The sequence below is a fragment of the Archangium violaceum genome, assembly GCF_016887565.1.
Lineage (GTDB): Bacteria > Myxococcota > Myxococcia > Myxococcales > Myxococcaceae > Archangium > Archangium violaceum_B.
This window is the reverse complement of sequence record NZ_CP069396.1, coordinates 8,460,528-8,484,130: the sequence shown is the minus strand read 5'-3', so window position 1 is coordinate 8,484,130 and position 23,603 is coordinate 8,460,528. Positions and strand designations below refer to the sequence as shown.

The following is a 23,603-nucleotide window of genomic DNA, read 5'->3' as shown; positions in this document are numbered from 1 at the left end:
CCCCTGGGAGAGGGACGGGGTGAGGGTCGTCACCCTGCTCCCTGTGCCACTACTCAGCCTCTCGGTGGTCCTGGTCGCTTGAAGGCCTTGGTCGTCACCCTCATGAGCACCACGCCCGTCGCCAGTGCCAGGACGAAGCCCAATCCCCGCCGGGTCGCGGAGTCACTCGTGATGAGCACCAGTGCACAGATGCCCAGCACGACCGCGACGCCGACTCCCACCCACTGACCCCGATTGGACAGCCCCTTCGCGGGGGGCCGGGCCCGGGCGAGCGTCGGGATGCTCGAGGCCTTGCGCCACGTGGTGTGGCCCTCCTCGAGCACTTCGTCCTCGGGGCCCACCAGACCCTGGGTGTACGCCACCTCGATGTCCCTCAGGGTGGAGTATCCCAGCTCTCCGTCCGGCGTGCGTACGCGGTAGCGCATGGCGCCCTCCCGTGTTTCAGGCGAGTTCGCGCGCAATCTGCTCCGCCACGCGCAGTCCATCAATGGCCGAGGAGACGATACCGCCCGCGTAGCCACAGCCCTCGCCCGCGGGGTAGAGCCCCCGCATCGACACGGACTGCATGTCCTCGCCGCGCGTGATGCGCACCGGCGAGCTGGTGCGGCTCTCGATGCCGATGAGCTTGCCCTCGTCGCTGATGAAGCCGCGCATCTTCCGGTCGAACGCCTTCAGTGCCTGCTTCAGCGACTGCGTGAGGCTCGGCGGGAAGAGCTTGTTCAAATCCGTATGCGCCAGCCCCGGCCGGTAGCTCGTGCCACCCGGGTCCTTCTTCACGCGCCCGGCCAGGTAGTCCGGAATCGTCTGAGCGGGAGCGAAGAACTTCCCGCCACCCAGCTCGTACGCCTTGGCCTCCCAGTGGCGCTGGAATTCGAGGCCCGCGAGCGGCCCGCGGAAGCCCTCGCGCTCGAAGTCCTGCACGGACACGGTCACGACGATGCCCGCGTTGGCGTACTTCGCATTCCGACGCGAGTTGCTCATGCCGTTGGTGCACTGCAGCCCGTCCTGGGTGGGCGTGGGCACCACGATGCCGCCCGGGCACATGCAGAACGAGTAGATGCCGCGCACCTCCCCATCCACCTCCAGGTTCTCCGCCAGCTTGTAGTCGGCCGGGGGCAGCTTCGGGTTCTTCGCCGCGCTCCCGTACTGGATGGAGTTGATGAGCCCCTGGGGGTGCTCGGCCCGGAAGCCGAGGGCGAAGGGCTTGGGCTCGATGACCACGCGCCCGTCCGCGGCGAAGCGCTCATAGAGCTCGCGAGCCGAGTTGCCCGGGGCGAGCACCACCCGGTCGCTCTCCAGCGTGCGCCCGTCCGTGAGCCTCAGGCCCGCGACCCGGCCGTCCCGGTAGAGCACCTCCTCCACCTTGTGCTCGAAGAGCACCTGGCAGCCCCCGGCGATGAGCTCGTCGCGCAGCGTGGCCACCGCGCCCGGCAGCAGGTCCGAGCCGATGTGCGGCTTGCCCTCGATGAGGATGTGGTCCGGCGCGCCGCACCGGGCGAACGTCTCGATGACCTTGCGCACCATCGGGTGGTTGATGCGCGTGGACAACTTCCCATCGGTATAAGCGCCGGCCCCACCCTCTCCGAAGTTCATGTTGCTCTCCGGATCCAACGAGCCGTCCCGCATCAGCTTCGCCACATCTTTCCGCCGCGACACGACTTCCTTGCCACGCTCGAGGAGGATGGTGCGAACGCCGCGTTCCAGCAGGCCCAGGGCGCAGAAGAGGCCGGCGGGCCCGGTGCCGATGATGAGCGGCATGCGCTCCGGCGGCTTCACGCGCTCGGGAGGCTCGGGAGGCGGCGGCGTCTCGCTCACGTCCGGAGGTATGCGCCCGAGCTTGCGCCCCGGAGCCACTTCCACCTCCAGCGTATAGATGTAGCGAGGACTGCCTTTCTTGCGCGCGTCCAGCACCGCGCGCACCACTCGCACGGACGCCAGGTCCGACCGAGTCACGCCCAGCTTCTCGGCCGCGCGCTGGCCGAGCAGCTCTTCCGGCTCGTCCAACCACAGCCCGATGTTGTTCACCCGATACGCCATGCGCTGCTCTCTTCTCCTGAAGCAGGGGAAAGGGGGCGCGTATGTGCGCCGTCCGAGCCCTGAAATGCAAGCTGTTGAACACCCGAGGGGAGGGTGGGTGCGAACTTGACGATGCACCCCGCTCATGCGGTCCCCCGGGGATTCTTGGGAGGTGCGAAGGGCCCTTCGCATCTCCGGGAGGTGCCACGAGGCCCCAGACTCTCTCAACTCCCCGAGAGTCATGGGGAATTCGTCTGGAAGGTGACGGCTGGCACGGGGGTTGAAGAGCTACACCCCAGTGATTACGCGGTCCCACCGCTTCCGGAGGACACGTCCTTGAGTACTGACAAGCAGGGCACTCGAATCCTTGCACGCACCTTCTTCAACCAGCTGCGCGCCAGCGGCTACACCCCGATGCAGATCATCGGCATGGCCACCGAACTGCTGGACCTGGTAACGGAGGACCTCAAGGGAGTCGACAAAGGTGTCGTCCAGCCGACGGATGCCCGGCAGGACTTCCGGCAGGAGGCCTGAGGCGTTAGAATGGCCCCGTCCCTAGCGGGCGGACGGGTTCCGGGCAGGTCCCGGGGCTCGAGCGCCCCTAGGCGGCAAGCAAGGAAGACCGGCCCGAGGGCCGGTTTTTTCGTTTCAGCTCCTCGGCTGTTCGCGGCGGCGCTGGCGGGCGGCGGCTCCGGCGACGATGAGCAGGCCCGCGTCCATGGCGGTGAAGACGGAGCTGGCGGTGCGTGGCGCGAGCGCTCCGAGCAGGACGGCACCTCCCACGAAGGCCACCCTGTCGACCCAGGCGGAGCGCGGCCTTGGCATCACCAGCACCATCACGCACAGGGCCAGAGGCAACCCGAGCGCGACCTGCCGGGCGATCTGCGGTCCGCTGTTGATCACCGTCTCCCAGTTGTGGACGAGGATGGCGGCGAAGATGACGACGGTGCCCACGGCGAGCACCAAGACACCCGCGGCGGCCGCGTCCTTGGTGAGGCGGGCCTTCTCGTCGAAGTGCCGGGTGGCGAGGTCCACCAGGTGCTCGAGGGCGCTGTTGAGGATCTCCGCGAAGAAGATGAGGAGGACGCAGAAGATGAGCGTCACCTTCTCGGCGAGCCCCAGCTCGATGCCGCTGCCCACCAGGCCCACGAGCAGCGCGGAGACGAGGTGGACGCGCATGTTCCGCTGGTGGACGACGGTGTGGATGAGCCCGTTCCACGCATGGCACAAGGAAGCGAGCATGCCGGAGCCCCCGCGAGGCGGATAGGACGGCGGCGTCTTCTTCTCGGAAGGAGGCGGAGGCTGGGGGGAGAGGGCCGGGGAACTCATCGTGGACAGGTTAGCGGGAGAGCAGGCGGGCACCACGGATTGATTGCCGTGCCCTCGCGCCGAGGCCTAACGTCCGCCCCCTCATGGCCCTTCCTGCTCACGTACGTGCCACCGCCTGCGCGCTGGTCTCCCTGCTCTGCCTGCCGAGCAGGGTCCTCGCACAGGAGGATGATTCCTTCTCCCATGCTTGCGGCCTGGAGTCCCCAGATGCCGTCTATGTGCCGTTGCCGGGCCCGAGGCCCCACGAGACGCGGTGGCGTTCCTCGGAGCCGCCCCTGGTGCGGCGGGAGGACCCGCCGGGCGGGGTCTCCGCGCTCTCGGGTCTGCCACAGACGCGGGTGCGTACCGGGGCGCTGTCGGGAAAGACGATCTACCTGAGCCCGGGGCACGGCTTCTACCGCAGCGCGCCCCTGGGCCGGTGGGCGACCCAGCGCGGCAACACGAACGACGTCGTCGAGGACCTGGTGTCCCTCGAGACGCTCGACCAGTACCTGATGCCGATGCTGATGGGGGCGGGCGCCACGGTGATTCCCGTGCGCGAGTCGGACCTCAATCCGCACATGGCCATCGTCGACAACGGCCGGGAGGGCTACTCGGAGGAGGGGGCCGCGGAGCTCTTCTCCACCGCCAGCCCCAATTCCGGCTGGGGTCCGCCGCCCTCGCCCATGGGGAACGCGGTGCGGCCCTTCCAGCTCGGAGACCACCGGGTGCTGACGGCCGCGTCCACGGCCACCGCGCGTGCCACCTGGGCGCCCTCGATTCCGGCCGACGGCTACTACCACGTGTACGTCTCGTATGGCGCGGACCCGGGCCGTGTCACGGATGCGCACTACATGGTGAGGCACGCGGGGGGCGAGAGCCATTTCCGGGTGAACCAGCGCCGCCACGGCGGGACGTGGCTGATGCTGGGCCGCTTCTACTTCCGGGCGGGCCAGCACCCCGAGACGGCCTCGGTGGTGGCGCTCAACGACTCGGCGGAAGCGGGCAGCATCTCCCTGGACGCGGTGCGCTTCGGTGGAGGCAGTGGCGCCATCGGTGACGCCGCCCTGGGTGCCCTGCCGCGGGCCCGCGCCGAGGAGTGTGCGCGCTACCACACCCAGTTCAGCGGTGCGCCGCCCGATGTGTTCGCGCCCTCGGGAACCAACGCGCTCTCCAACGAGCGCAACGACGACGTCTCCGCGCGCCCGCGCTTCGCCTCCTGGCTGCACGAGGAGGGTGAGGACGCCATCTACGTCGCCTGGCACACCAACGCCTCCAGCAACGGCACCGTGCGTGGCACCGAGGCCTACGTCTACGGCCCCAATCCCGTGGACGGCACGTACAACTTCACCGGGGTGCCCGGCAGCGAGGTACTCGCGCAGAGTCTGCTGGACGAGCTGAAGGCGGACCTGCAGCGGGAGGTCGAGCCCGCCTGGCGGGTGCGCAACCTGCGCTCGGCCAACCTGGGCGAGGTGAACCCGAGGCACAACCCGGAGTTCCCCTCCGTGCTGATGGAGGTGGCCTACCACGACAACGCGCTGGACGCCGCGCGGCTCAAGGAGCCCGCCTTCCGGCGGATCGCCGCGCGCGCCTTCCTCCAGGGCATCATCAAGTACTTCGCCGTGCGCGACGGCGTGGCGGTGCAACTGCCTCCCGAGGCCCCTCCCGCCCTGGTGGCGCGCAACGCGGGGAGCGGCAAGGTCGAGGTGAAGTGGGTGGTGCCTCCGGACCCGGATGGCAACGTGCCCGCGAAGTTCCCGGCCACCGGCTACCGCCTCTACCAGAGCGCGGACGGGCTGGCCTGGGACGAGGGCACCGAGACGGACTCCACCACCTTCTCCCTCTCCCTGTCGCCGAGAGCCACGCGCTACTTCCGCGTGGCTGCCTTCAACGCCGGAGGCGAGTCGTTCCCCTCGGACGTGGTGGGCGTGCGCGTGCCGGAGGCGGGCGGGAGCGCGCAGGTGCTCGTGGTCAACGCCTTCCGCCGCCTGGATTCGTCACTGGCGCGCGCCGAGAACCTCTCGGTGTATGACCTGGGCTCGCCCTTGCGCGCGCTGCTGGAGTCCATGAACGACGGAACGGCCCTGCGGCGTCACGGGGACGCGGTGTCGCAGCTCGGGGTGGCGTTCGACGGAGCGACCAGCGAGGCGCTCTCCGCGGGTCTCTTCACGCCCGTGGGCTACCGGGTGTTGGACTGGTTCACCGGGCGGGGTGGGGTGGGGGGCGCGGGTCCCGACGCCGCCGAGCAGGCGCTGATGCGCACCTTCGTCGCCGGAGGCGGGCACCTGCTGCTCTCGGGCAGCCATGTGGCGTCCGCGCTCGCCGCGGGCGGTCCGGCGGACCAGTCCTTCCTCACCGAGTTCCTCCGCGCCCTGCCTGGCTGTAGCGCGTCGGCCCTCCTGGTGAACGGGCTCTCGGACAGATGGTTCCCGGGCCTCGCCGGCTCGCTGCTCGATGACGGGCTGCGGGGCTCCTATCCAGTGGGAGTGCCGGATGCCCTCATCCCCTTGGAAGGGGGCGCTCCCGTGCTGGGCTATGCGGGGACGGGCTCCGCCGCGGGCGTGGCCTCGACGGCGGGGGGGCACGTGCTCTTCCTGGGGATGCCCTTCGAGGGCCTCGTGAGTCCCGCGCGTCGCACCTACCTCATGGGCACCTTCCTCGCCCGGGCGGGCGTGCTGGCCTCGGCTCCCACGCCGCCCGAGGGGGAGGAGCTCCTGCCTCCGGGGGCACCGGCCACGCTGGTGGGCTCCGGCGCACCCTGCTCGCTGGACCGGATTCCTGATTCCTATGTCAACGCGGAGACCGGCTGCGGCTGCCGGGCGAGCGGGGGAACCGCGTCCATTTCATCTCTGTTGCTGCTCCTGATTGTTCATCTGCGGCGCGCGCATCGTCGTTCGGGCTTCACTGAGCGTTGACTCGCGAGCGTCACATGCCTACGGTCGGCCGCCCTTTCCCACGGCGGGAGGGCGTACGGCCCGTCGTGCGCTTTTCATCATCCAAGGAGACTGTGACATGGCCACCAGGATTGCCATCAACGGGTTTGGTCGCATCGGTCGTTGCGTGCTGCGCGCCGCGCTGAGCCGCAAGGAGAACATCGAGATCGTCGCCATCAACGACCTCGACGAGCCGGCCGCACTGGCGCACCTCTTCAAGTACGACTCCGTGCACCGCATGTGGCCGGGGAGCGTGAAGGCCTCGGACAAGGGCATCGTCATCGACGGCAAGGAGATCGCCGTCACCGCCCAGAAGGAGCCGACCGCGCTGCCCTGGAAGTCCATGGGCGTGGACGTGGTGCTCGAGTGCACCGGCCGCTTCACGGAACGCGAGGGTGCCGAGAAGCACATGGCCGCGGGCGCCAAGAAGGTCATCATCTCCGCGCCGGCCAAGGGCCCGGACCTGACGATCGCCTACGGCATCAACCACGACCAGTACGATCCGAAGAAGCACCACATCCTCTCCAACGCCTCGTGCACCACCAACTGCCTGGCGCCGGTGAGCAAGGTGCTGCTGGAGAACTTCGGCATCGAGAAGGGCGTGATGACCACCATCCACAGCTACACCAACGACCAGCGCATCCTGGATCTCACGCACAAGGATCTGCGCCGCGCCCGCGCCGCCGCGCTGTCGATGATTCCCTCCTCCACGGGTGCCGCCAAGGCCATCGGTGAGGTGCTGCCGGCCCTCAAGGGCAAGATGCACGGCATTTCGGTGCGCGTGCCGACCCCGAACGTGTCCCTGGTGGACCTGAGCGTGGTGACCAGCAAGCCCGTCACCGCCGACGCCGTCAACGCCGCGTTCAAGGCCGCCGCCGAGGGCCCCCTCAAGGGCATCCTCCAGTACAACGACGAGCAGACCGTCTCCGTCGACTACAACGGCAACCCGCACTCCTCCATCTTCGACTCCACCAACACCATGATCGTGGGCGACAACCTGCTCAAGGTGATGGCCTGGTACGACAACGAGTGGGGCTTCTCCAACCGCATGGTGGATACGGTGAAGTTCCTCGTGTCCAAGGGCTTCTAGTCGCAGTTCGCGTTCCGAGTGGGAGGACCGAGATGATCCGCTACATCGACGACATGCAACTGACCGGAAAGCGCGTCTTCATCCGGGTGGACTTCAACGTTCCCCTGGAGGGCAAGCGCATCACCGATGACACCCGTATCCGCGAGGCGCTGCCGACCATCCGGCGTGCGCTGGAGATGGGCGGAAAGGTGATTCTGGCCTCCCACCTCGGGCGCCCCAAGGGGCCCGAGCCGAAGTTCTCGCTGGAGCCGGTGGCCAACCGGCTCATCGAACTGCTCGGCCCCAAGCACGAGGTCATCCTCGCCGACGACTGCGTGGGTGACGGCGTGCGCAAGCTGGTGAAGGACCTGAAGGACGGGCAGGTGCTCATGCTCGAGAACCTGCGCTTCCACAAGGAGGAGGAGGGCAACGACGAGACCTTCGCTCGCGAGCTGGCCTCCTTCGCCGACGTCTACATCAACGACGCCTTCGGCACCGCGCACCGCGCCCATGCCTCCACCGCGGGCATGGTGCCCTTCGTGAAGGAGAAGGGCGCCGGCATGCTGATGCGCAAGGAGCTGGAGTACCTGGGCGGCGCGCTGAAGAACCCGGCCAAGCCCTTCGTGGCCATCCTGGGCGGCGCCAAGGTGAGCGACAAGATCAAGGTCATCGAGAGCCTGCTGCCCAAGGTGGACGCGCTGCTCATCGGTGGCGCCATGGCCTACACCTTCCTCAAGGCGCAGGGCATCGAAGTGGGCAAGAGCCGCGTGGAGGAGGACAAGCTGTCGCTGGCCACGCGCATGCTGGAGGCGGCGCAGCGGCTGAAGACCTCGCTGGTGCTGCCCGTCGACCACGTCTGCAGCACCGAGCCCTCGGACAAGGGCGAGGCGCGCGAGGTGGCGGATCGGGCCATTCCCGCCGACCTGATGGGCCTGGACATCGGCCCCAAGACGCGGGCCATGTACTCCGAGCACATCCGCAGCGCGAAGACGGTGGTGTGGAACGGGCCCATGGGCATGTTCGAGGTGGAGAAGTACGCCGCGGGCACGCGCTCGGTGGCCGAGTCCATGGCCATCAACAAGGACGCGATCACCATCGTGGGCGGCGGAGACAGCGCGGCGGCCGTCAACGAGATGGGGATGGCCAGCAAGCTGAGCCACGTGTCCACGGGCGGCGGCGCCTCGCTGGAGTTCCTCGAGGGCCGTGAGCTGCCGGGCGTGAAGGCGCTCGAGACCAAGTAGTCCCCCGCACACAACACCCAGGGAGGGAGTCCTATGGCGGCACAGGCGCGACGCAAGCTCATCGCCGGTAACTGGAAGATGAACAAGACCATCCCCGAGGGGCTCGCGCTGGTGCGCGAGCTGAAGGGGCTGGTGGCCTCGATTCCGGGAGACCGGGTGGAGATCGCCCTGGCGCCTCCCTTCGTCTCGCTGCAGGCGGTGGCGAAGGAGCTGGAGGGCTCCCCCCTGAAGCTGGCGGCCCAGAACTGCCACTGGGAGGCCAGCGGCGCGTACACCGGCGAGGTGTCCGCGGCGATGCTGAAGGACGTGGGGTGCGCCTACGTCATCCTCGGCCACTCGGAGCGCCGGCAGTACTTCGGCGAGACGGACGAGACGGTGAACAAGCGCACGAAGGCGGTGCTGGGCGCGGGGATGAAGCCCATCATCTGCGTGGGCGAGACGCTGGCCGAGCGCGAGGCCAACCGTACCCTGGAGGTGGTGGAGCGGCAGGTGGCGGGGGCGCTGAAGGGCTTTTCGGCGGCCGAGGTGGCGGGCTTCGTGCTGGCGTACGAGCCGGTGTGGGCCATTGGGACGGGCCGGACGGCCACGAGCGCCCAGGCGCAGGAGGTGCACCGGGCCCTGCGCGAGCAGCTCGGCCGGCTGTACGACCGGGGCACGGCGGAGCAGGTGCGCATCCAGTACGGCGGGAGCGTGAAGCCGGACAACGCGGCGGAGCTGATGGGGCAGGCGGACGTGGACGGGGCGCTGGTGGGTGGGGCGAGCCTGAAGGCGGCGGACTTCTTGGCGATCATCCGGGGCGGGGTCTGATCGCAGGAAGATTGTCACCGCCAGGGCCGTTCGGTTAGGCTGCGCGGCCTTTCATCCAGGACCGGAAAGAAGAGTTTAAAGCATGTTGACCTTCGTGACGATCGTGCACGTCCTCCTGTGCGTGTTCATGATCTTCGTCATCCTGTTGCAGCCCGGGAAGGACGCGGGCATGGGCTCTGCCCTGGGTGGCGGTGCGGCGACGAGTGCATTCGGTGGGCGCGGTGCGACGACCTTCCTGAGCAAGGTGACGGGCATCTGCGCGGCGCTGTTCTTCCTGACGTCGCTGGGCCTGTCCTTCGTGGGCATGCGCACCTCGGTGGCGGCGGGCTCGGTGGCGCAGCCGGCGGCGCAGCAGCAGGCGCCGGCGGTGCCGCAGCAGGGCACGGCGCAGCCTGGCAGCGGGGCACCTCCGGCGGGCCAGATTCCTCCGGCCAATCCGCAGGAGGCGGCGCCTTCCTCGGGTGCGGCTCCCGCGCAGCAGAACGCCCCGGGTACGCCGAGCACGGTGGAGACGCCGCGGCCGGCGGAGACTCCGGCGGCCCCTCCCGCTCCGTAGCCAGGCGGGCGGCCATCCGGCGGAAGAAGCCGGATGGCGATGCGGTTAAAAATCAATGTTGCACAAGGCGCGGTTCGTGGTACTAGAGGCCGCGTCGAAGTTGCCGACGCGGCACGGCGGTAGGGGCCGCGGAGGAAAAGCCCAGGTGGTGGAACTGGTAGACACACCATCTTGAGGGGGTGGCGCCGAAAGGTGTGCGGGTTCGAATCCCGCCCTGGGCACTCCGAAAGAGCCTCCGAGTCCAAGTGACTCGGGGGCTTTTTCATTTTCCGGGCTACGCCTCCTGTATATGTGCCGTCAATGTGCCGTTGGGGCGCACGTCGAGGGCCCGCACCGCGTCCTTCTTCACGTCCGGGCTCAGGTGTGCGTAGCGCATCGTCATCTCGATGGTGGCGTGCCCCATCAGCTCCTGGATGGCCTTGAGCGGCACCCCACGCATGGCGAGGTGGCTCGCGAAGGTGTGGCGCAGCGTGTGCCACCCGATGGGCCGGATGCCCGCCCGCTCCGCGTTCCGGAGGATGGCCTCCGCGCAGGTGTGCTGGGGATTGCGGATGAAGCCGCCGTCCCGCTGGGGGAACACCCATGGCGTGTCGATGCGCCGGGGGTAGTCCCGTAGGGCCTTCAGCGCCCGCTCGTTGAGCGGCACCTCTCGCTCGCGCCCGCCCTTCGGAGTGCCGAGGTGCACCCGGAAGACGTTGCGCTTCACCAGCAGCCGCCCGGAGGCCATGTCCACGCAGTCCCAGGAGCGCGCGGCCAGCTCGCCGATGCGCAGGCCGGTGTTGAGGGCGAGGGAGATCATGGGCCACCTGGGCTGATTCGCCACCAGCTGGCGACGAAGCTCCCTGCCAGAGGCGTTGCTGGCTCAAGCGCACTTGGTGTACCTTGGCGCCGGCTGGCAACATCTGCCAACCGTTACCCAGGTGGAGCTTGGTCCCGATGCAGGACGAGATTCTCACACTGCCCGAGATCGCCCAGTTGCTGAAGGTCGCGGACAAGACCGTCTACACGATGGCCCAGAAGGGGGAGATCCCGGCGTTCAAGGTGCGCGGGCAGTGGCGGTTCCGGCGTGCCGACATCGAGGAGTGGATGGCCTCGCAGGTCGCGAGGACCACCAAGAAGACCGAGGGGCCACGGCGGCCAAAGGGGGTCCGGAAGTGATCGAGTCCCTCTTTGCCCGTGTGGGCTTCTCGCCGAATGAGAGCCAGCGCCACGCCATCGAGCACCTCGATGGCCCGCTCTTCCTCGTCGCTGGTCCGGGCTCCGGCAAGACGCGCGTCCTCCTTTGGCGCGTCGTGAACATGATCGTGTTCCACCGCGTCTCGCCGGAGTCGATCTTCCTCAGCACCTTCACCGAGAAGGCCGCGAAGCAGCTCCAGGACGGGCTCGTGTCGCTGCTCGGTCTCGCCAGTGAGCAGACCGGCAAGCCCTACGACCTCTCCGGCATGTACGTGGGCACGGTCCACTCGCTCTGCCACCGCCTGCTTCAGGACCGCACCTTCGTGGCCGACCGCGAGCGCTCCTCCGCGCCCGCCGTGCTCGACGAGCTGGATCAGTACTTCACGCTGGCCCAGGGCTCGTTCTGGTCCGAGGCCATAAAGCAGCTCGGCTTCGAGGGCGAGCGGCCCGCGTTCCGCGAGACCTTGAACGCGCAGTTCGACCCGCCCGCGTCGGCAAGCCGCCACAAGGCGGTGGTGAACCTCCAGTCGCTATTCAACCGGCTTTCAGAGGAAGACCTCGACCCGAAGGAGATCCTCGAGAAGGCGCCCACCGAGTACGCATCGCTCTTCCGTCTGTACCAGCTCTACCGCGACCGGCTCGGCAAGAATCGCGTCGACCTCTCGCTCCTTCAGCGTGCGGCGTACCGCGCCCTGCTCGCAAACGACGGCACGATGCACCGGTTCAAGCACGTCATCGTCGACGAGTACCAGGACACGAACGCCATCCAGGAGCGCATCTTCTTCCGCCTCGCGGGCGGCTCGAAGAACGTCTGCGTCGTCGGTGACGATGACCAAGCGCTCTATCGATTTCGCGGCGCGACGGTCGAGAACTTCGTCGAGTTCCCCAAGCGTTGTGCGAGCGTGCTCGGCGTCGAGCCGCGCCGCATCGAACTCGGAATCAACTACCGCTCCCGGCGCGGCATCGTGCAGGCCTACACGTCGTTCGTCACCGAGCACGACTGGTCCCGGCCGGGTGGCGGGCAGTTCCGCCTGCACGACAAGGGCGTGCGCGCCCACAGCACCGACGACGGCGTCTCGGTCGTGGCGACTGCTCCGAGCAATCCCGTCGAGCTGGTCGACGAGATCGCGACCCTGTGCCGTCGGCTCATCGACGAGAAGGTCGTCGCCGACCCGAACCAGATCGCGTTCCTGTTCCCCACGCTCAAGAGCACCATCGTCGAGCGCTTCGAAGAGGCGCTTGGTCGCGTGGGCCTCCGCGTCTACGCGCCGCGCGCCAAGCGCTTCCTGGAGGCCGACGAGCCGACGCTCATCATCGGGCTCCTCACGCGCGTGCTGGGGCGCCCGCCGCGCAACGAGGCGTTCGACCGTGGTGAGTACGGCGAGTTCCACTCCTGGCTCGACAGCGCCACGACGGTCGCCGACGCGCTCATGGCGAGCGACCCCACGCTGCGCGACTTCGTCGACCAACGCGTCTCGGAACTGAACGCCATCAAGCGGGACTACGCCGCGCTGAAGGCGGTGCTCGAACAGGCGGGCTGGAGTGAGGACGCTGCCTACGATCCCGTGACGCACAAGCGCCCGCTCCTCAACGCAGCGGGACTCTCGGCGGACGCGCGGCGCGCGCTCGGCGGTGCGGGCCTCGAGAAGCTCTACAAGGAGCGCCTCGCCGAGAACAACCCGCTCAGCCTCCGCAACGTCATCAACCGGGCGACGACGGCCGACTGGGGCTTGCTCGATCTCTTCTACCGCTTCCTCGGGTTCCAGCGCTTCCGCGAGATGATCGACCTCGCCGACGGCGGCACCGACGAGGCGCCGGTTTGCAACCTCGCGCTGACCAGCCAGTTGCTCGCGCGCTACGTTGACACGTTCCCGCCGCTCATCACCGGTCAGGGCCTCGCGACTGAGATGCTTCAGCGGGGCTTCTACCAAGCCTTCCTGTTTGCCCTCTTCCGCATGGGCGAAGGCGAGTACGAGGACGCCGAAGATCCGTTCCCGCGCGGTCGCATTCCGTTCCTCACCATCCACCAGAGCAAGGGGCTGGAGTTCCCGGTCGTTGTCCTCGGCAGCGCGCGCACGCAGCGTCGCGCCCGCAAGGTCGAGGAGCTGGTGCGCCCGTTCCTCCCACCCGGTGGCGAGCCGCTCGACCGCATGCCTGGCTTCGACGCGATGCGGATGTTCTACGTGGCGCTCTCTCGCGCACAGAACCTCCTTGTCCTCGCGCATCCGAAGGGCCAGGGCCAGAAGGTCGACGCCGAGTTTCACGAGCTGATGCGCACCGCCGCGCCCATCGCCGGCTTCGACGTGCGCTCCGTGCCGAAGGCGAAGCAAGAGCCCGACGCCGCCGTGCGCCGCTTCAGCTACACGAGCGATTACCTCGCGTACCAGCGGTGCCCTCGCCAGTACATGCTGTTCGAGCGCTACGGCTTCGCGGCGAGCCGCACGCAGACGATGTTCTTCGGCAGCCTCGTCCACGCGACGCTCGAAGATTTGCACCACCGGATGATCGCGGCCCGCAAGGCGAAGAAGGCCGCGCAGCAGGCAGGAGGTGCGGCATGAGCTGGGAGATGCCGCTGACCGACGACGAGCGCTTCCTGATGGAGGCCTTCGAGGCGAACTTCGAGCGACTGCGCGAGGAGAGCGGCAGGTCGCTCGCGCCGTTCATTAAGGAGTCCGCGCGTCAGCAGGTGCTGCTCTACTACCGCCGCCTGCGCGAGCTCGCCGCGCAGGTCGAGGAGACCGAAGTGCGGCTCGTGTTGCCCGAGCAGACGAGCCCCGCCGGTCGCCAGTACACGCTCGAGGGCGTGGTCGACATCGTCGAGGACGGCTCGTCGACGGTCATGTACGACCTGAAGACGTACCTCGACGCCGACGCCGCGCGCGATCACGTCGAGCCGCACTACCGCCAGCTCAACGTCTACGCGCACATCTGGAAGGGGCTGCGTGGTAGGCAGCTCGACAAGGTCGCGGTGATCGCCACGCGCCCGACGAGGCCCCTCTACCGCGCGCTGCGCGCCGGGGAGCCCGCGAAGATCCAGGCCGCGATGGAGGCGTGGGCTCCTGTGCTCGAGGTGCCCGTGGATGGCAACGTCGTCGCCGAGGTGATGGAGAGCTTCGGGCGCGTCGTCGACCTCATCGAGGACCGCAAATTCAGCCCGCCCAGCCTCGAAGTGCTGAAGGCATCATCGCGACCCGATGGCAAGGTGCCCTTCGCACAGGACGTGTGCCTGAACTGCGACGCGCGCTTCGGTTGCGCCTCGTACCGCCAGCTCGTGCGCGCGCAGTCGCCGGGGCGGGCTGACCAGGCGCTGCGCGACGCGAGCGCCGACTTCGGCGGCGACGCCGAGAAACAGGATTGGCGCGATAGCGGCGTGACCGCGACCGCGCGCATCGATGTGGAAGACGAGGGAACGAGCGCATGAAGCCTGAGAAGATCGAACGTCGTCCGAGCAGCGAAGAGCGCCTCGAAGTGCTCCGCGATCTGTTTCCCGAGGTGTTCACGGACGGCCGAGTGAACGTCGAGCGTCTGCGTGAGGTCCTTGAGGACAGCGCGAGCGACGCTCCTGACACCGAGCACTACGGCCTCAGATGGCCCGGCAAGCAGCAGGCGCGCAGGCTCGCCAACCAGCCGCCGCACGTGACGCTGCGCCCGGTGCCCAAGGCGGGCGTCGACGAAGACACCACCGGCAACATGGTGATCGTCGGCGACAACCTGCAGGTGCTGCTCGCGCTGCAGAAGAGCTACGCGAGCTCGATCAAGCTCATCTACATCGACCCGCCGTACAACACCGGCAACGACTTCATCTACAAAGACAACTTTGCCGTTGACGAGGAGCTGTACCTGCAAGACACGCGGCAGGCGGATCTCCATGGCCGGCTCGTGTCGAACCCGCAGACGAGCGGGCGATTCCACTCGAACTGGCTGAACTTCATGTACCCACGGCTACGGGTGGCTCGTAGCCTCCTGCGCGACGACGGAGCGATCTTCATTTCGATCGACGACCACGAGGTACACAACCTTCGCCACCTCATGGACGAGATCTTCGGCGCCGAGAACTTCAAGACGGACGTCATTTGGCAGAAGAGGTACACGCGGAGCAACAACACCGTGGATTTCACGACGGTTGTTGAGCACATCCTCGTGTACGCGCGCTCAGACGCGTTCACAGTCAACTTGCTCCCAAGAAGCGATGAGGCGGACGCGCGATACACCAACCCGGATAACGATCCACGAGGGCCTTGGAAAGGCGCGTCCTTTCTGAATCCTGCGACGCCAGACGAACGCCCCAACCTTTGCTACCCGCTCGTGAACCCCACGACAGGAGAAACCACGCTCCCTACCAAGAACGCATGGCGCCGCTCGAAGGAGGAGTTTCAGCGCCTTCAGAGCGAGGGATTGCTCTACTGGGGCAAAGACGGACGTTCGGCCGTGCCCAGCATCAAGATGTTTCTATCCGAGAGTCGTGGACTCACGCCCATCAACTTCTGGGACCACAAGTACGCCGGCAACACCGACGATGGCACACGGGACCTTGCCGTCCGAGTTCCAGGGAAAGTCTTCGACAACCCCAAGCCCGTACAGCTAATCCGCCGTATCATCGAGCACGTCAGCAGCGGCGACGACATCATCTTGGACTTCTTCGCCGGTTCGGGCACCACCGGCGATGCAGTCTTCCAACACAACGCCGAAGACGGCGGCACCCGGCGCTTCATCCTCGTGCAAGTTCCGGAGGGCGTAGATGGGTCCGACTACCAGACCATCGACCAAATCACCTGCGAGCGCCTGCGCCGCGCCTCGACCGCGATGAAGGCCGAGGGCGTGAAGGGCGATCTCGGCTTCCGGGTCTTCAAGGAGGATTCGCCCGCGCTCGCGCGCCCCCTGCACCTCGCCGCCGAACAGCTCGAGAAGGGGCAGCTCGCGATGTTCAAGGAGAAGCTCGCGCACATTCAGCCCGCCGACCTCTTCACCGAGGTGCTGTTGCTCCTCGGGTTTCCGCTCGACGCCAAGCGCGAGCAGGTGCCGCAGGACTCGGCCAACACGCTCTGGCGCTTCGAGAACCCGCGCGTGCCGCAGCCGCTGCTCCTCTGCCTCGACCCGAAGGTCGACGACGACCTCCTCGACGCGCTCCGCGACAAGAAGAACCACATCTTCGTCTGCCGTGACGAAGCGCTCACCGACGTCGCCAAGGCCCGGTTCTACGACGCGCTGAAGCTCGCCGACTCCACGTTCAAGGTCCTCTGAGGTGGCGCGCGCATGAGCTTCTTCACCTTCCAGGCGGACCTCCCGCACCAGCTCGCGGCGGTGAACAACGTCGCCGAACTCTTCGATGGCCTCGACAAGCGCGCCGCCGCGTCGTTCCTCAACATCGAGGACATCATTGGCAACGCCGATGAGTGGGACGACCTCGCCGACGACCTCATCGAGGAGAACCTCCGCCGCATCCAGAACGCCCACAACGCCGAACAGCCCGAGGCCTCGCTCGCCGTCGGTCGCCTCACGCGCGATGACGGCGTGATGCTCGACGGCGTCAGTGTCGATGCTCACTCATGCCCGCACTTCACCATCGAGATGGAGACGGGCACCGGCAAGACCTACGTCTACCTGCGCACGATGCTCGAGCTGCATCGGCGCTACGGCTTCACGAAGTTCATCGTCGTGGTGCCCTCGGTCGCCATCCTCGAGGGCGTTAAGAAAGCGTTCGACGACATGAGGGACCATTTCAAGGCCCTCTTCGGCACCACGAACTTCTCGCGCCGTGTCTATGACGGCGGGAAGCCCGGCATCGTCCCGGCCTTCGCGCGCGACGTGTTCCCGTCGCTGCTCATCATGACGCTTCAGTCATTCAGCCGCGCGAGCAACAACCTCTACAAGGCGAACGACAGCGTCATCAGCGAGCTGAAGCCGTACCAGTGGATTCAGCGCACGCGCCCCATCGTCATCCTCGACGAGCCGCAGAACATGGGCTCGGAGAAGTCGAAGGAGGCGATCCGCACGCTGCGCCCGCTCTTCGTGCTGCGCTACTCGGCGACCCACAAGGCCGACGACCAGCCAAACCCTGTCTACCGGCTCACGCCCGTGCAGGCCTTCCGGCTCGGTCTCGTTAAGCACGTACAGGTCACGGGCATCGCGGAGCTTGGCATCTCTGGCAAGTCGACGTTGCGCTTGCTCGACGTGACCCGCAGCGGGGCCAAGCCCGTGGCCAAGGTGCGCGCGCTGTGCCTCGAGAGGAACAACGAGACCCGCGCGAAGGAACTGACCTTCAAACAGGGCGAGAGCATCTTCAAGCAGACGAAGCTTCCTGAGCACGAGGGGCTCAAGGTCGCGAACATCCGCGCCGCTGGCGAAGGGCTTCCCGCCGCCATCGAGCTGGATGGCGGCGGCGACGGCGGGCGCATGCTCACCACCGAGGACGACCTTCAGGGGTCGTCAGAGCAGGCGTGGAAGCTCCAGATCGAGGAGACGATCAAGAGTCACTTCGCGCGCCAGCGCGAGCTGAAGAAGCACGGCGTAAAGGTGCTCTCGCTCTTTTTCATCGACCGCGTCGCGAACTACACGGGCGACACGCCGCGCATCAAGAACCTCTTCGACGAGTGCTTCAACGCGCTGAAGAAGAAGGAGCCTGACTTCAAGCACTTCGATGCCGAGGAGGTCCGCGAGGCCTACTTCGCCAAGACGACCAAGAAGAAGAAGGGTGGCGCCGAGGAGGAGGTCTTCCTCGACGAGGTGGGCGAGGACTCGAAGGAGGCCAAGGAGGCCTTCGAGCTCATCATGCGCAAGAAGGAGGTCTTGCTCTCGTTCCCCAACGAGAAGGACCCGGGCAGCAAGGTCGCCTTCATCTTCGCGCATTCTGCGCTGCGCGAGGGCTGGGACAACCCGAACGTCTTCCAGATCTGCACGCTCAACCAGACGGTGAGCGTGATGAAGAAGCGCCAGGAGATCGGGCGCGGCCTGCGCCTCTGTGTGAACCAGAAGGGCGAGCGGCTCACCGATCCGGCGCTCAACGTGCTCACCGTCATCGCCAACGAGAGCTACGAGACCTACGTCCGCACGCTGCAGACCGAGTACCGCGAGGCGGGCGATCAAGCGCCTCCGGCCCCGACGCGGCCCGGGAAGGCCGTCGCGAAGCGCCGCGATACGCTCGCGCAGAACGCCGAGTTCAAGCAGTTCTGGGACAAGCTCTGCCAGCGCCTCGAGTACACGATCGACATCGACACCGAGGCGCTCATCAAGGAGGCAACGGACCGGCTCAATGACCCGGCGTCGACGCCCTTTCCGAAGCCGATGCTGGCCGTCACGAAGGGGCGCTTTGTTGTCGTCGAGTACACGCTGGAGTTCGTGAAGGCGATCGGGACCGACGGCGCGCAGCTCCGCATCCGCGAGCTGTCGTCGGAGGCAGAGGAGCTGCACCTCGGACTCGTCCCGGCCGAAGAGAAGATCGTCAATGTCAAAGTGGACACGGACCTCGCGCAGGTGACGCACAACCCGCACCTGCGTGGTTTCAAGGTGATGGAGATCGGTCGCCACCTCGGCGAGATGCGCGTCCGCTTCACGAACGAGGTGCAGATCAGCGAGAGCGAGACCCACCACTTCTCCGGCACCCGCCTCGACAACAACCCCACCCGCGAGGTCGCGGCCGCACACGTCGACCAACCGATCCCCGACTTCTTCGGGCGCGCCGCCGAGGAGACGTTCCTGACTCGCGCCACGCTCTGGCGAATCTTCCAGGGCGTAAGCCAGGAGCAAAAAGTGACGCTCCACGCGCACCCAGAAGGCTGGGCCAACACCTTCGTGCGCATCGTCGGCGACACGGTGAAGGACCATATCGTCGACCGGCTTCGCTTCCGAGATACCGGCACGCGCGAAGACGACATCGGGCCGATCGAACTGGCTTTCCCGCCGGAGCTGGACCAGGTGCAGCGCGAGCTGATCGACGGCGGGCCGACCTCGCTCTACGACAAGGTCCAGGTCGACTCGGACGTCGAGCGCAAGTTCGTCAACGAGCATCTTCGACCCGATGAGGAGAACCTCGTCGTCTACTTCAAGTTCCCGCCGCGCTTCCGCATCGGGCTGCCGCGCATCATCGGCAACTACAACCCGGACTGGGGCGTGCTCCGGCACGAGAAGGGAGCGCCGATTTCGCTCGAATTGGTGCGCGAGACGAAGGGTGGCGACGACCTCAACAAGCTCCGCTTCCTCAACGAGGGGCGCAAGCTCGTGCTCGCTGAGCGCTACTTCGCGACGCTCGGCATCGACTACCGGTTTGTGAGCCCGCAGGTCGACAAGTACTGGCAGTCGCGCGGGTCGGCCGCCAAGCAGAAGAAGATGGCCATTGCCAGCGAGCCGACGGGTGTGGCCGTGCTGGTCTACGACCTGAAGGCCGCCGCCACGGCGTTCTCCGAGGGCCAAGACCCGGAAGAGCTCGGCCGCGTCTACCTCGAGGCCAGGAAGGCGAAGCGGCCTGGGCTCTTCGTCGCCAGGGTCGTTGGCAATTCGATGAACCGCGTCGCGCCGGACGGCGCGTGGTGCCTCTGGCAGCATATTGGCCCGGCTGGCGCGCCCGCTCCGGCGCCCGGCGAGTACCTCCTCGTGCGCCGCGAGGACCCGGACGATCCACGCCTCGGCGGCTTCACGTTCAAGCGCTGGGAACTGACGCCGACGGGGGCTCGCCTGTCGCCGGTCAGCTACGACCCGAAGTTCAAGCCGATCCTGCTCACGCCCGAGGACGCGGAGACGACGACGCACCTCGCGCGGTTCATCGAGGTGCTGCACCTCGACGATTCGGAGGTCACTGCTTGAAAAAGATTCCGCCGCCCGCTCCGATCCCGCAGCCGCCGACGCCGCCGCCTGGACTGGCTGCTGACGTCGTGGCGTCGGGTCTGCCGGTCCATCCCGAGGACCGCATCAAGCTGTTCAGCGCGTCGCAGTGGGAGGTCTTCGTCCACGAGTGGGTCGACTCGCTTCGCGATGAGTACGAGCTCGTCGAGCGGTGTGGTGGCGCCGGCGACATGGGCCGAGACGTCATTGCGACCGTGAAGGGCGGGAACGGGGCGTGGGACAACTACCAGTGCAAGCACTACAAGGAGTCGCTCAAGCCCACGGACATCTGGGTCGAGCTGGGGAAGCTCGCTTATTACACGAAGCGAGGCGACTACACCTATCCGCGCCGATACCGCTTCATCGCGCCGCAGGGGGCTGGCACGAAGTTGTCGAACCTGCTGAAGAAGGCTGACGACCTTCGCGATGGGCTCCTGAAGAACTGGGATGAATACTGTCGTGAGGGGATCACCAATACTGAGGAGGTCGACTGCGACGCAGCGATGAAGGCGCACATCGCGAGCCTCGACTTCTCCATCTTCGAAGCCACGCCGGTACTGCGGATCATCGACGGGCACGCGAAGACCCGGTGGCACGCGGCTCGGTTTGGCGGCGGACTTCCGCTTCGCCCCGCCCCCCTCACGCCTCCAGTCTTGCCTGGGGCGACTGAGTCAGTCTTCGTGCGCGAACTCCTGCGGGCGTACGGCGATCATCTGAAGCAGGACGTGAACGACGTCGACGACCTCGCTGCGCGCGATGACCTTCGGGAGCACTTCGCCGATTCCCGCGTCGAGTTCTACAGCGCCGAGTCCTTGCGCACATTCTCGCGCGACACATTGCCTCCGGGCGAGTTCGAGAAGCTTCAAGACGAGGTTCACGCAGGCATCAAGGACGACGTGCGCGATGTCCACGTCGATGGATACCGGCGTGTCGTGGCTGTGGTGAAGACGGCGCGCATTCTGCCGCTGGCAGCCCACCCCCTTCACACTCGAATTCACGTCCGGGATCGTGGCGGCATCTGCCACCAACTCGCGAACGACGGAAAGGTTCGGTGGGTGAAGTGACGTCGGAGAAGCCGCTCAAGGACGTCGCGCTGTTCAACGGGCCGGTAGAACTCGGGCTCCGTGCGCTGTGCATCCTCACCGCCGCGTACCCGGCCTCGTACTCGCTCGAACGCCTCGTGGTGTTTGACTACTTGAGCGTGCACTCGGATGACATGCCCGGCGGCCCTGCAGGCCTTCACCCGCAGACCCCTCATCGCGGCGGCGAGATCTTCGTGCGGCGCGGCGTGCTCCAAGAGGGGCTACTCCTCTACCAGAGCCGAGGCCTCATCGAGCGCGTCTATCAGGATGGCGGCATCTTCTTCACGGCCACGGACAAGTCCGCAGGTTTCCTCGACGCCCTCAGCACCGAGTACGTCACGGGCCTGCGGGCAAGGGCTGACTGGCTCGTCGATAGCTACGGACTGCTCGACGACGCCGAGCTCGACGCAGTGGTTCGTGAGCGCATCGGCACGTGGGGCGCCGAGTTCACGATGGAGTCCGTGCTCTGGGAAGAGGAGGCGTCGTGAAGTTCGGCTTTGCCCTTCGACGACTTGTTCTCACCGGGCCCGGTTTGCCGGCCGCCGAGGTGGCGTTCACGCGAGGGCTGAACGTGATCGCGGGGCCTTCAGACTCCGGGAAGAGCTTCATCGCCCAATGCATCGACTATGCGTTGGGCAGCGGTGAGCCGCCCAAGGAAATCCCCGAGGTCGAGCGCTACACGACCGTCATCCTCGAGATCGAGTCGAACCACGACAAGCGCATCTTCACGCTCGAGCGAAGCATTCGCGGAGGAGACATCCGCCTCACGACGCAGGGCGAGCCGGATCGCATCCTCGCGGCGAAGCACCAAGGCGGCAAAGAGGACACGGTCTCGCAGTTCCTCCTTGAGTTGTCCGGGCTCGGCAGCAAGAAGGTCCGCATCAACAAGCAGGGGACAACGCGCCCGCTGAGCTTCCGGGACATCGCGCCACTCATCCTCATCGACGAAGAAACCGTCATCAAGGAGACGTCGCCGGTCCTGAGTGGGCAGGTCATTCACAAGACCGTTGAGAGCGGTGTCTTCCGCCTTCTGCTGACGGGCACGGATGACTCTTCGGTCATCGCGAAGGAGGACCCGAAGGTCGCGAAGGGGCGGAAAGAGGGAAAGGCCGAGGTCCTCGAGGTGCTGCTGCAGAAAGCCCGCGAGGGGTTGGCCGATGTCGGCGAGGTGGGAAGCCTCCTCGACGAGCGCGATCGGCTCGCCCGACTTGAGGCGGCCCTCCAGCAGGCAATGGCGGAACGGGACGCGGAACAGAAGAATGCTTCCCCGTTGGAGGCGAAGCGCCGTGGTGCATGGCAGCGGCTGCGAGCATCCGAATCGAAGCTCAACGTGCTCTCGGAGCTGCAGAAGCGATTCGACCTCCTCCATGAGCAGTACGCGTCCGACTTGCGACGTCTGGAGGCGATCTCCGAGGCCGGCGTGAGGCTCGACCAGCTCAAGGAGGAGCGGTGCCCGATGTGCGGTGCGCAGGCGGAACACCACGACAATTCACATCGGATGGAGCGACTCGCACCTGCGGATGTTTCCCAGGCTTGTAAGGCCGAATCCGCCAAGACCATCAGGCTCCTCCAGGACCTCCAGTCGACGCGCGCGACCACCGCCGCCGAGGTGGAGCAACTGACGAGCGAGCGGGATGTGCTCCAAGGCGAGTTCGATGCGGTCGCGGCGGAACTGAAGACCGTACTTGAGCAACGCGTGGACGTCGCCGCCAAGAAGGTCGACGACATCCGCGCACGCCGTGATGCGTGCAAGAAGGCCCTGGAGCTTCTTGAACGTGTGCAGGAACTGGAAGGCCTCCTGGCAGAGGCCAACACCCCGCAGAAGAGGGAGCGCGCCGAAGGTCCGGCATCCACCGTCAGCACCGGTCAAGCCGAGCCGTTCAGCAAGGAGGTGGAGTCGCTTCTTCGTGAGTGGCGCTACCCGAACCTCGATCGCGTCACCTTCAGCGAGAAGGACCAGGACGTCGTCATCTCCGGTCGAGCGCGGCGAACGCATGGAAAGGGTGTCCGAGCGATCTTCCGCGCGGCATTCAACCTCGCGTTGCTTCGGTACTGCGTTCGAGAGGAGAGGCCGTTCCCCAACCTCGTGCTCATCGACTCGCCGCTGATCGTGTACGAGAAGCCGGATGCCGGTGAGACCGAGTTCCCGCAGGACATCAAGAAACACTTCTGGGACAGCGTGAAGTCGTCCTTCGGAGATGCGCAGGTCATCATCATCGAGAACCGTAGGCAACTCCCCAGCGACGGCGCCATCGGTGACGTGAACGTAGTGCTGTTCACCGGGAACGATCAGGGGCGGCGGGGCTTCATCCCATCGCCGGGCGGCTCAGCATGACCTCGCGAACGACTAGGGCTTGAACGCCCGCCAGGCGGTTCTGCGGGCGGGAGCCGGCGCCTCCCTGGTGACCCGGCGATCAACAGCGAGCACGAGGCGGCGCCCTCCCGCTTCGCCCGCGTTCGCCCAGTGGCCAGTTAACCATCAACGGCTCCGTCCTGCCCGAAGGCCCTCCGCTGTTGAACGCTCTCGGCTTCTCTATCCCCGGAGGACAGAGAGCGCGAACGCCGCCCAGAACGCCCTCGTCGTGCGCGCTCCTTCTCGCC

At 66.9% G+C, this 23,603-nt stretch carries 18 protein-coding genes and 1 tRNA gene; 15 read left to right on the top strand and 4 right to left on the bottom strand.

Features of this window, described 5'->3' with window-relative positions:
* Nucleotides 1-53: 53 nt before the first annotated feature.
* Nucleotides 54-425, bottom strand: a complete 372-nt coding sequence (locus JRI60_RS33670) for a hypothetical protein (RefSeq protein WP_204220024.1) — start codon at nt 423-425, stop codon at nt 54-56.
* A gap of 16 nt (nt 426-441) precedes the next feature.
* On the bottom strand, nt 442-2,037 hold the full coding sequence (locus tag JRI60_RS33665; RefSeq protein ID WP_204220023.1) for an NAD(P)/FAD-dependent oxidoreductase: 1,596 nt from the start codon (nt 2,035-2,037) through the stop codon (nt 442-444).
* Nucleotides 2,038-2,352: 315 nt separating this feature from the next.
* On the opposite strand from JRI60_RS33665, the gene JRI60_RS33660 reads away from it, so the two are divergent.
* Nucleotides 2,353-2,550, top strand: a complete 198-nt coding sequence (locus tag JRI60_RS33660) for a hypothetical protein (protein WP_204220022.1) — start codon at nt 2,353-2,355, stop codon at nt 2,548-2,550.
* A gap of 114 nt (nt 2,551-2,664) precedes the next feature.
* On the opposite strand, the gene JRI60_RS33655 is transcribed toward JRI60_RS33660, so the two are convergent.
* A complete protein-coding gene (locus JRI60_RS33655; RefSeq protein WP_204220021.1) occupies nt 2,665-3,345 on the bottom strand; it encodes a diacylglycerol kinase family protein in 681 nt (226 codons plus the stop codon).
* Nucleotides 3,346-3,428: 83 nt separating this feature from the next.
* Between JRI60_RS33655 and JRI60_RS33650 the strand changes: the two genes are divergently transcribed.
* The 6 genes from JRI60_RS33650 (at nt 3,429) to JRI60_RS33625 (ending at nt 10,151) form a co-directional block, all read left to right on the top strand.
* Nucleotides 3,429-6,239 carry an N-acetylmuramoyl-L-alanine amidase gene (locus JRI60_RS33650; protein ID WP_204220020.1) on the top strand — a complete coding sequence of 937 codons (2,811 nt, stop codon included), beginning with the start codon at nt 3,429-3,431 and terminating at the stop codon, nt 6,237-6,239.
* A gap of 97 nt (nt 6,240-6,336) precedes the next feature.
* A complete protein-coding gene (gap, locus tag JRI60_RS33645; RefSeq protein ID WP_204220019.1) occupies nt 6,337-7,347 on the top strand; it encodes a type I glyceraldehyde-3-phosphate dehydrogenase in 1,011 nt (336 codons plus the stop codon).
* 32 nt (nt 7,348-7,379) lie between these two features.
* Nucleotides 7,380-8,567: a phosphoglycerate kinase gene (locus JRI60_RS33640; RefSeq protein ID WP_204220018.1), complete on the top strand. Its 1,188-nt coding sequence runs from the start codon at nt 7,380-7,382 to the stop codon at nt 8,565-8,567.
* A 33-nt stretch (nt 8,568-8,600) separates the two neighbouring features.
* Nucleotides 8,601-9,374: a triose-phosphate isomerase gene (gene tpiA, locus JRI60_RS33635; protein WP_204220017.1), complete on the top strand. Its 774-nt coding sequence runs from the start codon at nt 8,601-8,603 to the stop codon at nt 9,372-9,374.
* Nucleotides 9,375-9,456: 82 nt separating this feature from the next.
* Nucleotides 9,457-9,930: a preprotein translocase subunit SecG gene (gene secG / locus JRI60_RS33630; protein ID WP_204220016.1), complete on the top strand. Its 474-nt coding sequence runs from the start codon at nt 9,457-9,459 to the stop codon at nt 9,928-9,930.
* 139 nt (nt 9,931-10,069) lie between these two features.
* A tRNA-Leu gene (locus JRI60_RS33625) sits at nt 10,070-10,151 on the top strand.
* 53 nt (nt 10,152-10,204) lie between these two features.
* On the opposite strand, the gene JRI60_RS33620 is transcribed toward JRI60_RS33625, so the two are convergent.
* Nucleotides 10,205-10,729: a tyrosine-type recombinase/integrase gene (locus tag JRI60_RS33620; RefSeq protein WP_204220015.1), complete on the bottom strand. Its 525-nt coding sequence runs from the start codon at nt 10,727-10,729 to the stop codon at nt 10,205-10,207.
* Between the two features lie 137 nt (nt 10,730-10,866).
* On the opposite strand from JRI60_RS33620, the gene mads1 reads away from it, so the two are divergent.
* The 8 genes from mads1 to JRI60_RS33580 are packed head-to-tail and all read left to right on the top strand — an operon-like array spanning nt 10,867 to nt 23,337.
* The gene (mads1, locus tag JRI60_RS33615) at nt 10,867-11,088 is read left to right on the top strand and encodes a methylation-associated defense system helix-turn-helix domain-containing protein MAD1 (protein ID WP_204220014.1); all 222 of its coding nucleotides are present in this window, start codon (nt 10,867-10,869) and stop codon (nt 11,086-11,088) included.
* On the top strand, nt 11,013-13,664 hold the full coding sequence (locus JRI60_RS33610; RefSeq protein ID WP_204220013.1) for an ATP-dependent helicase: 2,652 nt from the start codon (nt 11,013-11,015) through the stop codon (nt 13,662-13,664). The genes mads1 and JRI60_RS33610 overlap by 76 nt, the downstream gene beginning before the upstream one ends.
* Nucleotides 13,661-14,527 (top strand): PD-(D/E)XK nuclease family protein, encoded by an 867-nt coding sequence (locus JRI60_RS33605; protein WP_204220012.1) that lies wholly within the window; start codon nt 13,661-13,663, stop codon nt 14,525-14,527. Before JRI60_RS33610 ends, JRI60_RS33605 begins: the two co-directional genes overlap by 4 nt.
* The gene (locus tag JRI60_RS33600) at nt 14,524-16,347 is read left to right on the top strand and encodes a site-specific DNA-methyltransferase (RefSeq protein WP_204220011.1); all 1,824 of its coding nucleotides are present in this window, start codon (nt 14,524-14,526) and stop codon (nt 16,345-16,347) included. Before JRI60_RS33605 ends, JRI60_RS33600 begins: the two co-directional genes overlap by 4 nt.
* Before the next feature lie 12 nt (nt 16,348-16,359).
* Nucleotides 16,360-19,902, top strand: a complete 3,543-nt coding sequence (locus tag JRI60_RS33595; protein WP_204220010.1) for a DEAD/DEAH box helicase family protein — start codon at nt 16,360-16,362, stop codon at nt 19,900-19,902.
* Nucleotides 19,899-20,984, top strand: a complete 1,086-nt coding sequence (locus JRI60_RS33590; protein ID WP_204220009.1) for an ABC-three component system protein — start codon at nt 19,899-19,901, stop codon at nt 20,982-20,984. Before JRI60_RS33595 ends, JRI60_RS33590 begins: the two co-directional genes overlap by 4 nt.
* On the top strand, nt 20,972-21,490 hold the full coding sequence (locus tag JRI60_RS33585; RefSeq protein ID WP_204220008.1) for an ABC-three component system middle component 2: 519 nt from the start codon (nt 20,972-20,974) through the stop codon (nt 21,488-21,490). The genes JRI60_RS33590 and JRI60_RS33585 overlap by 13 nt, the downstream gene beginning before the upstream one ends.
* Complete coding sequence (locus tag JRI60_RS33580) at nt 21,487-23,337, top strand: AAA family ATPase (RefSeq protein ID WP_204220007.1); 1,851 nt, start codon at nt 21,487-21,489, stop codon at nt 23,335-23,337. The genes JRI60_RS33585 and JRI60_RS33580 overlap by 4 nt, the downstream gene beginning before the upstream one ends.
* The last annotated feature ends 266 nt before the right edge of the window (nt 23,338-23,603 follow it).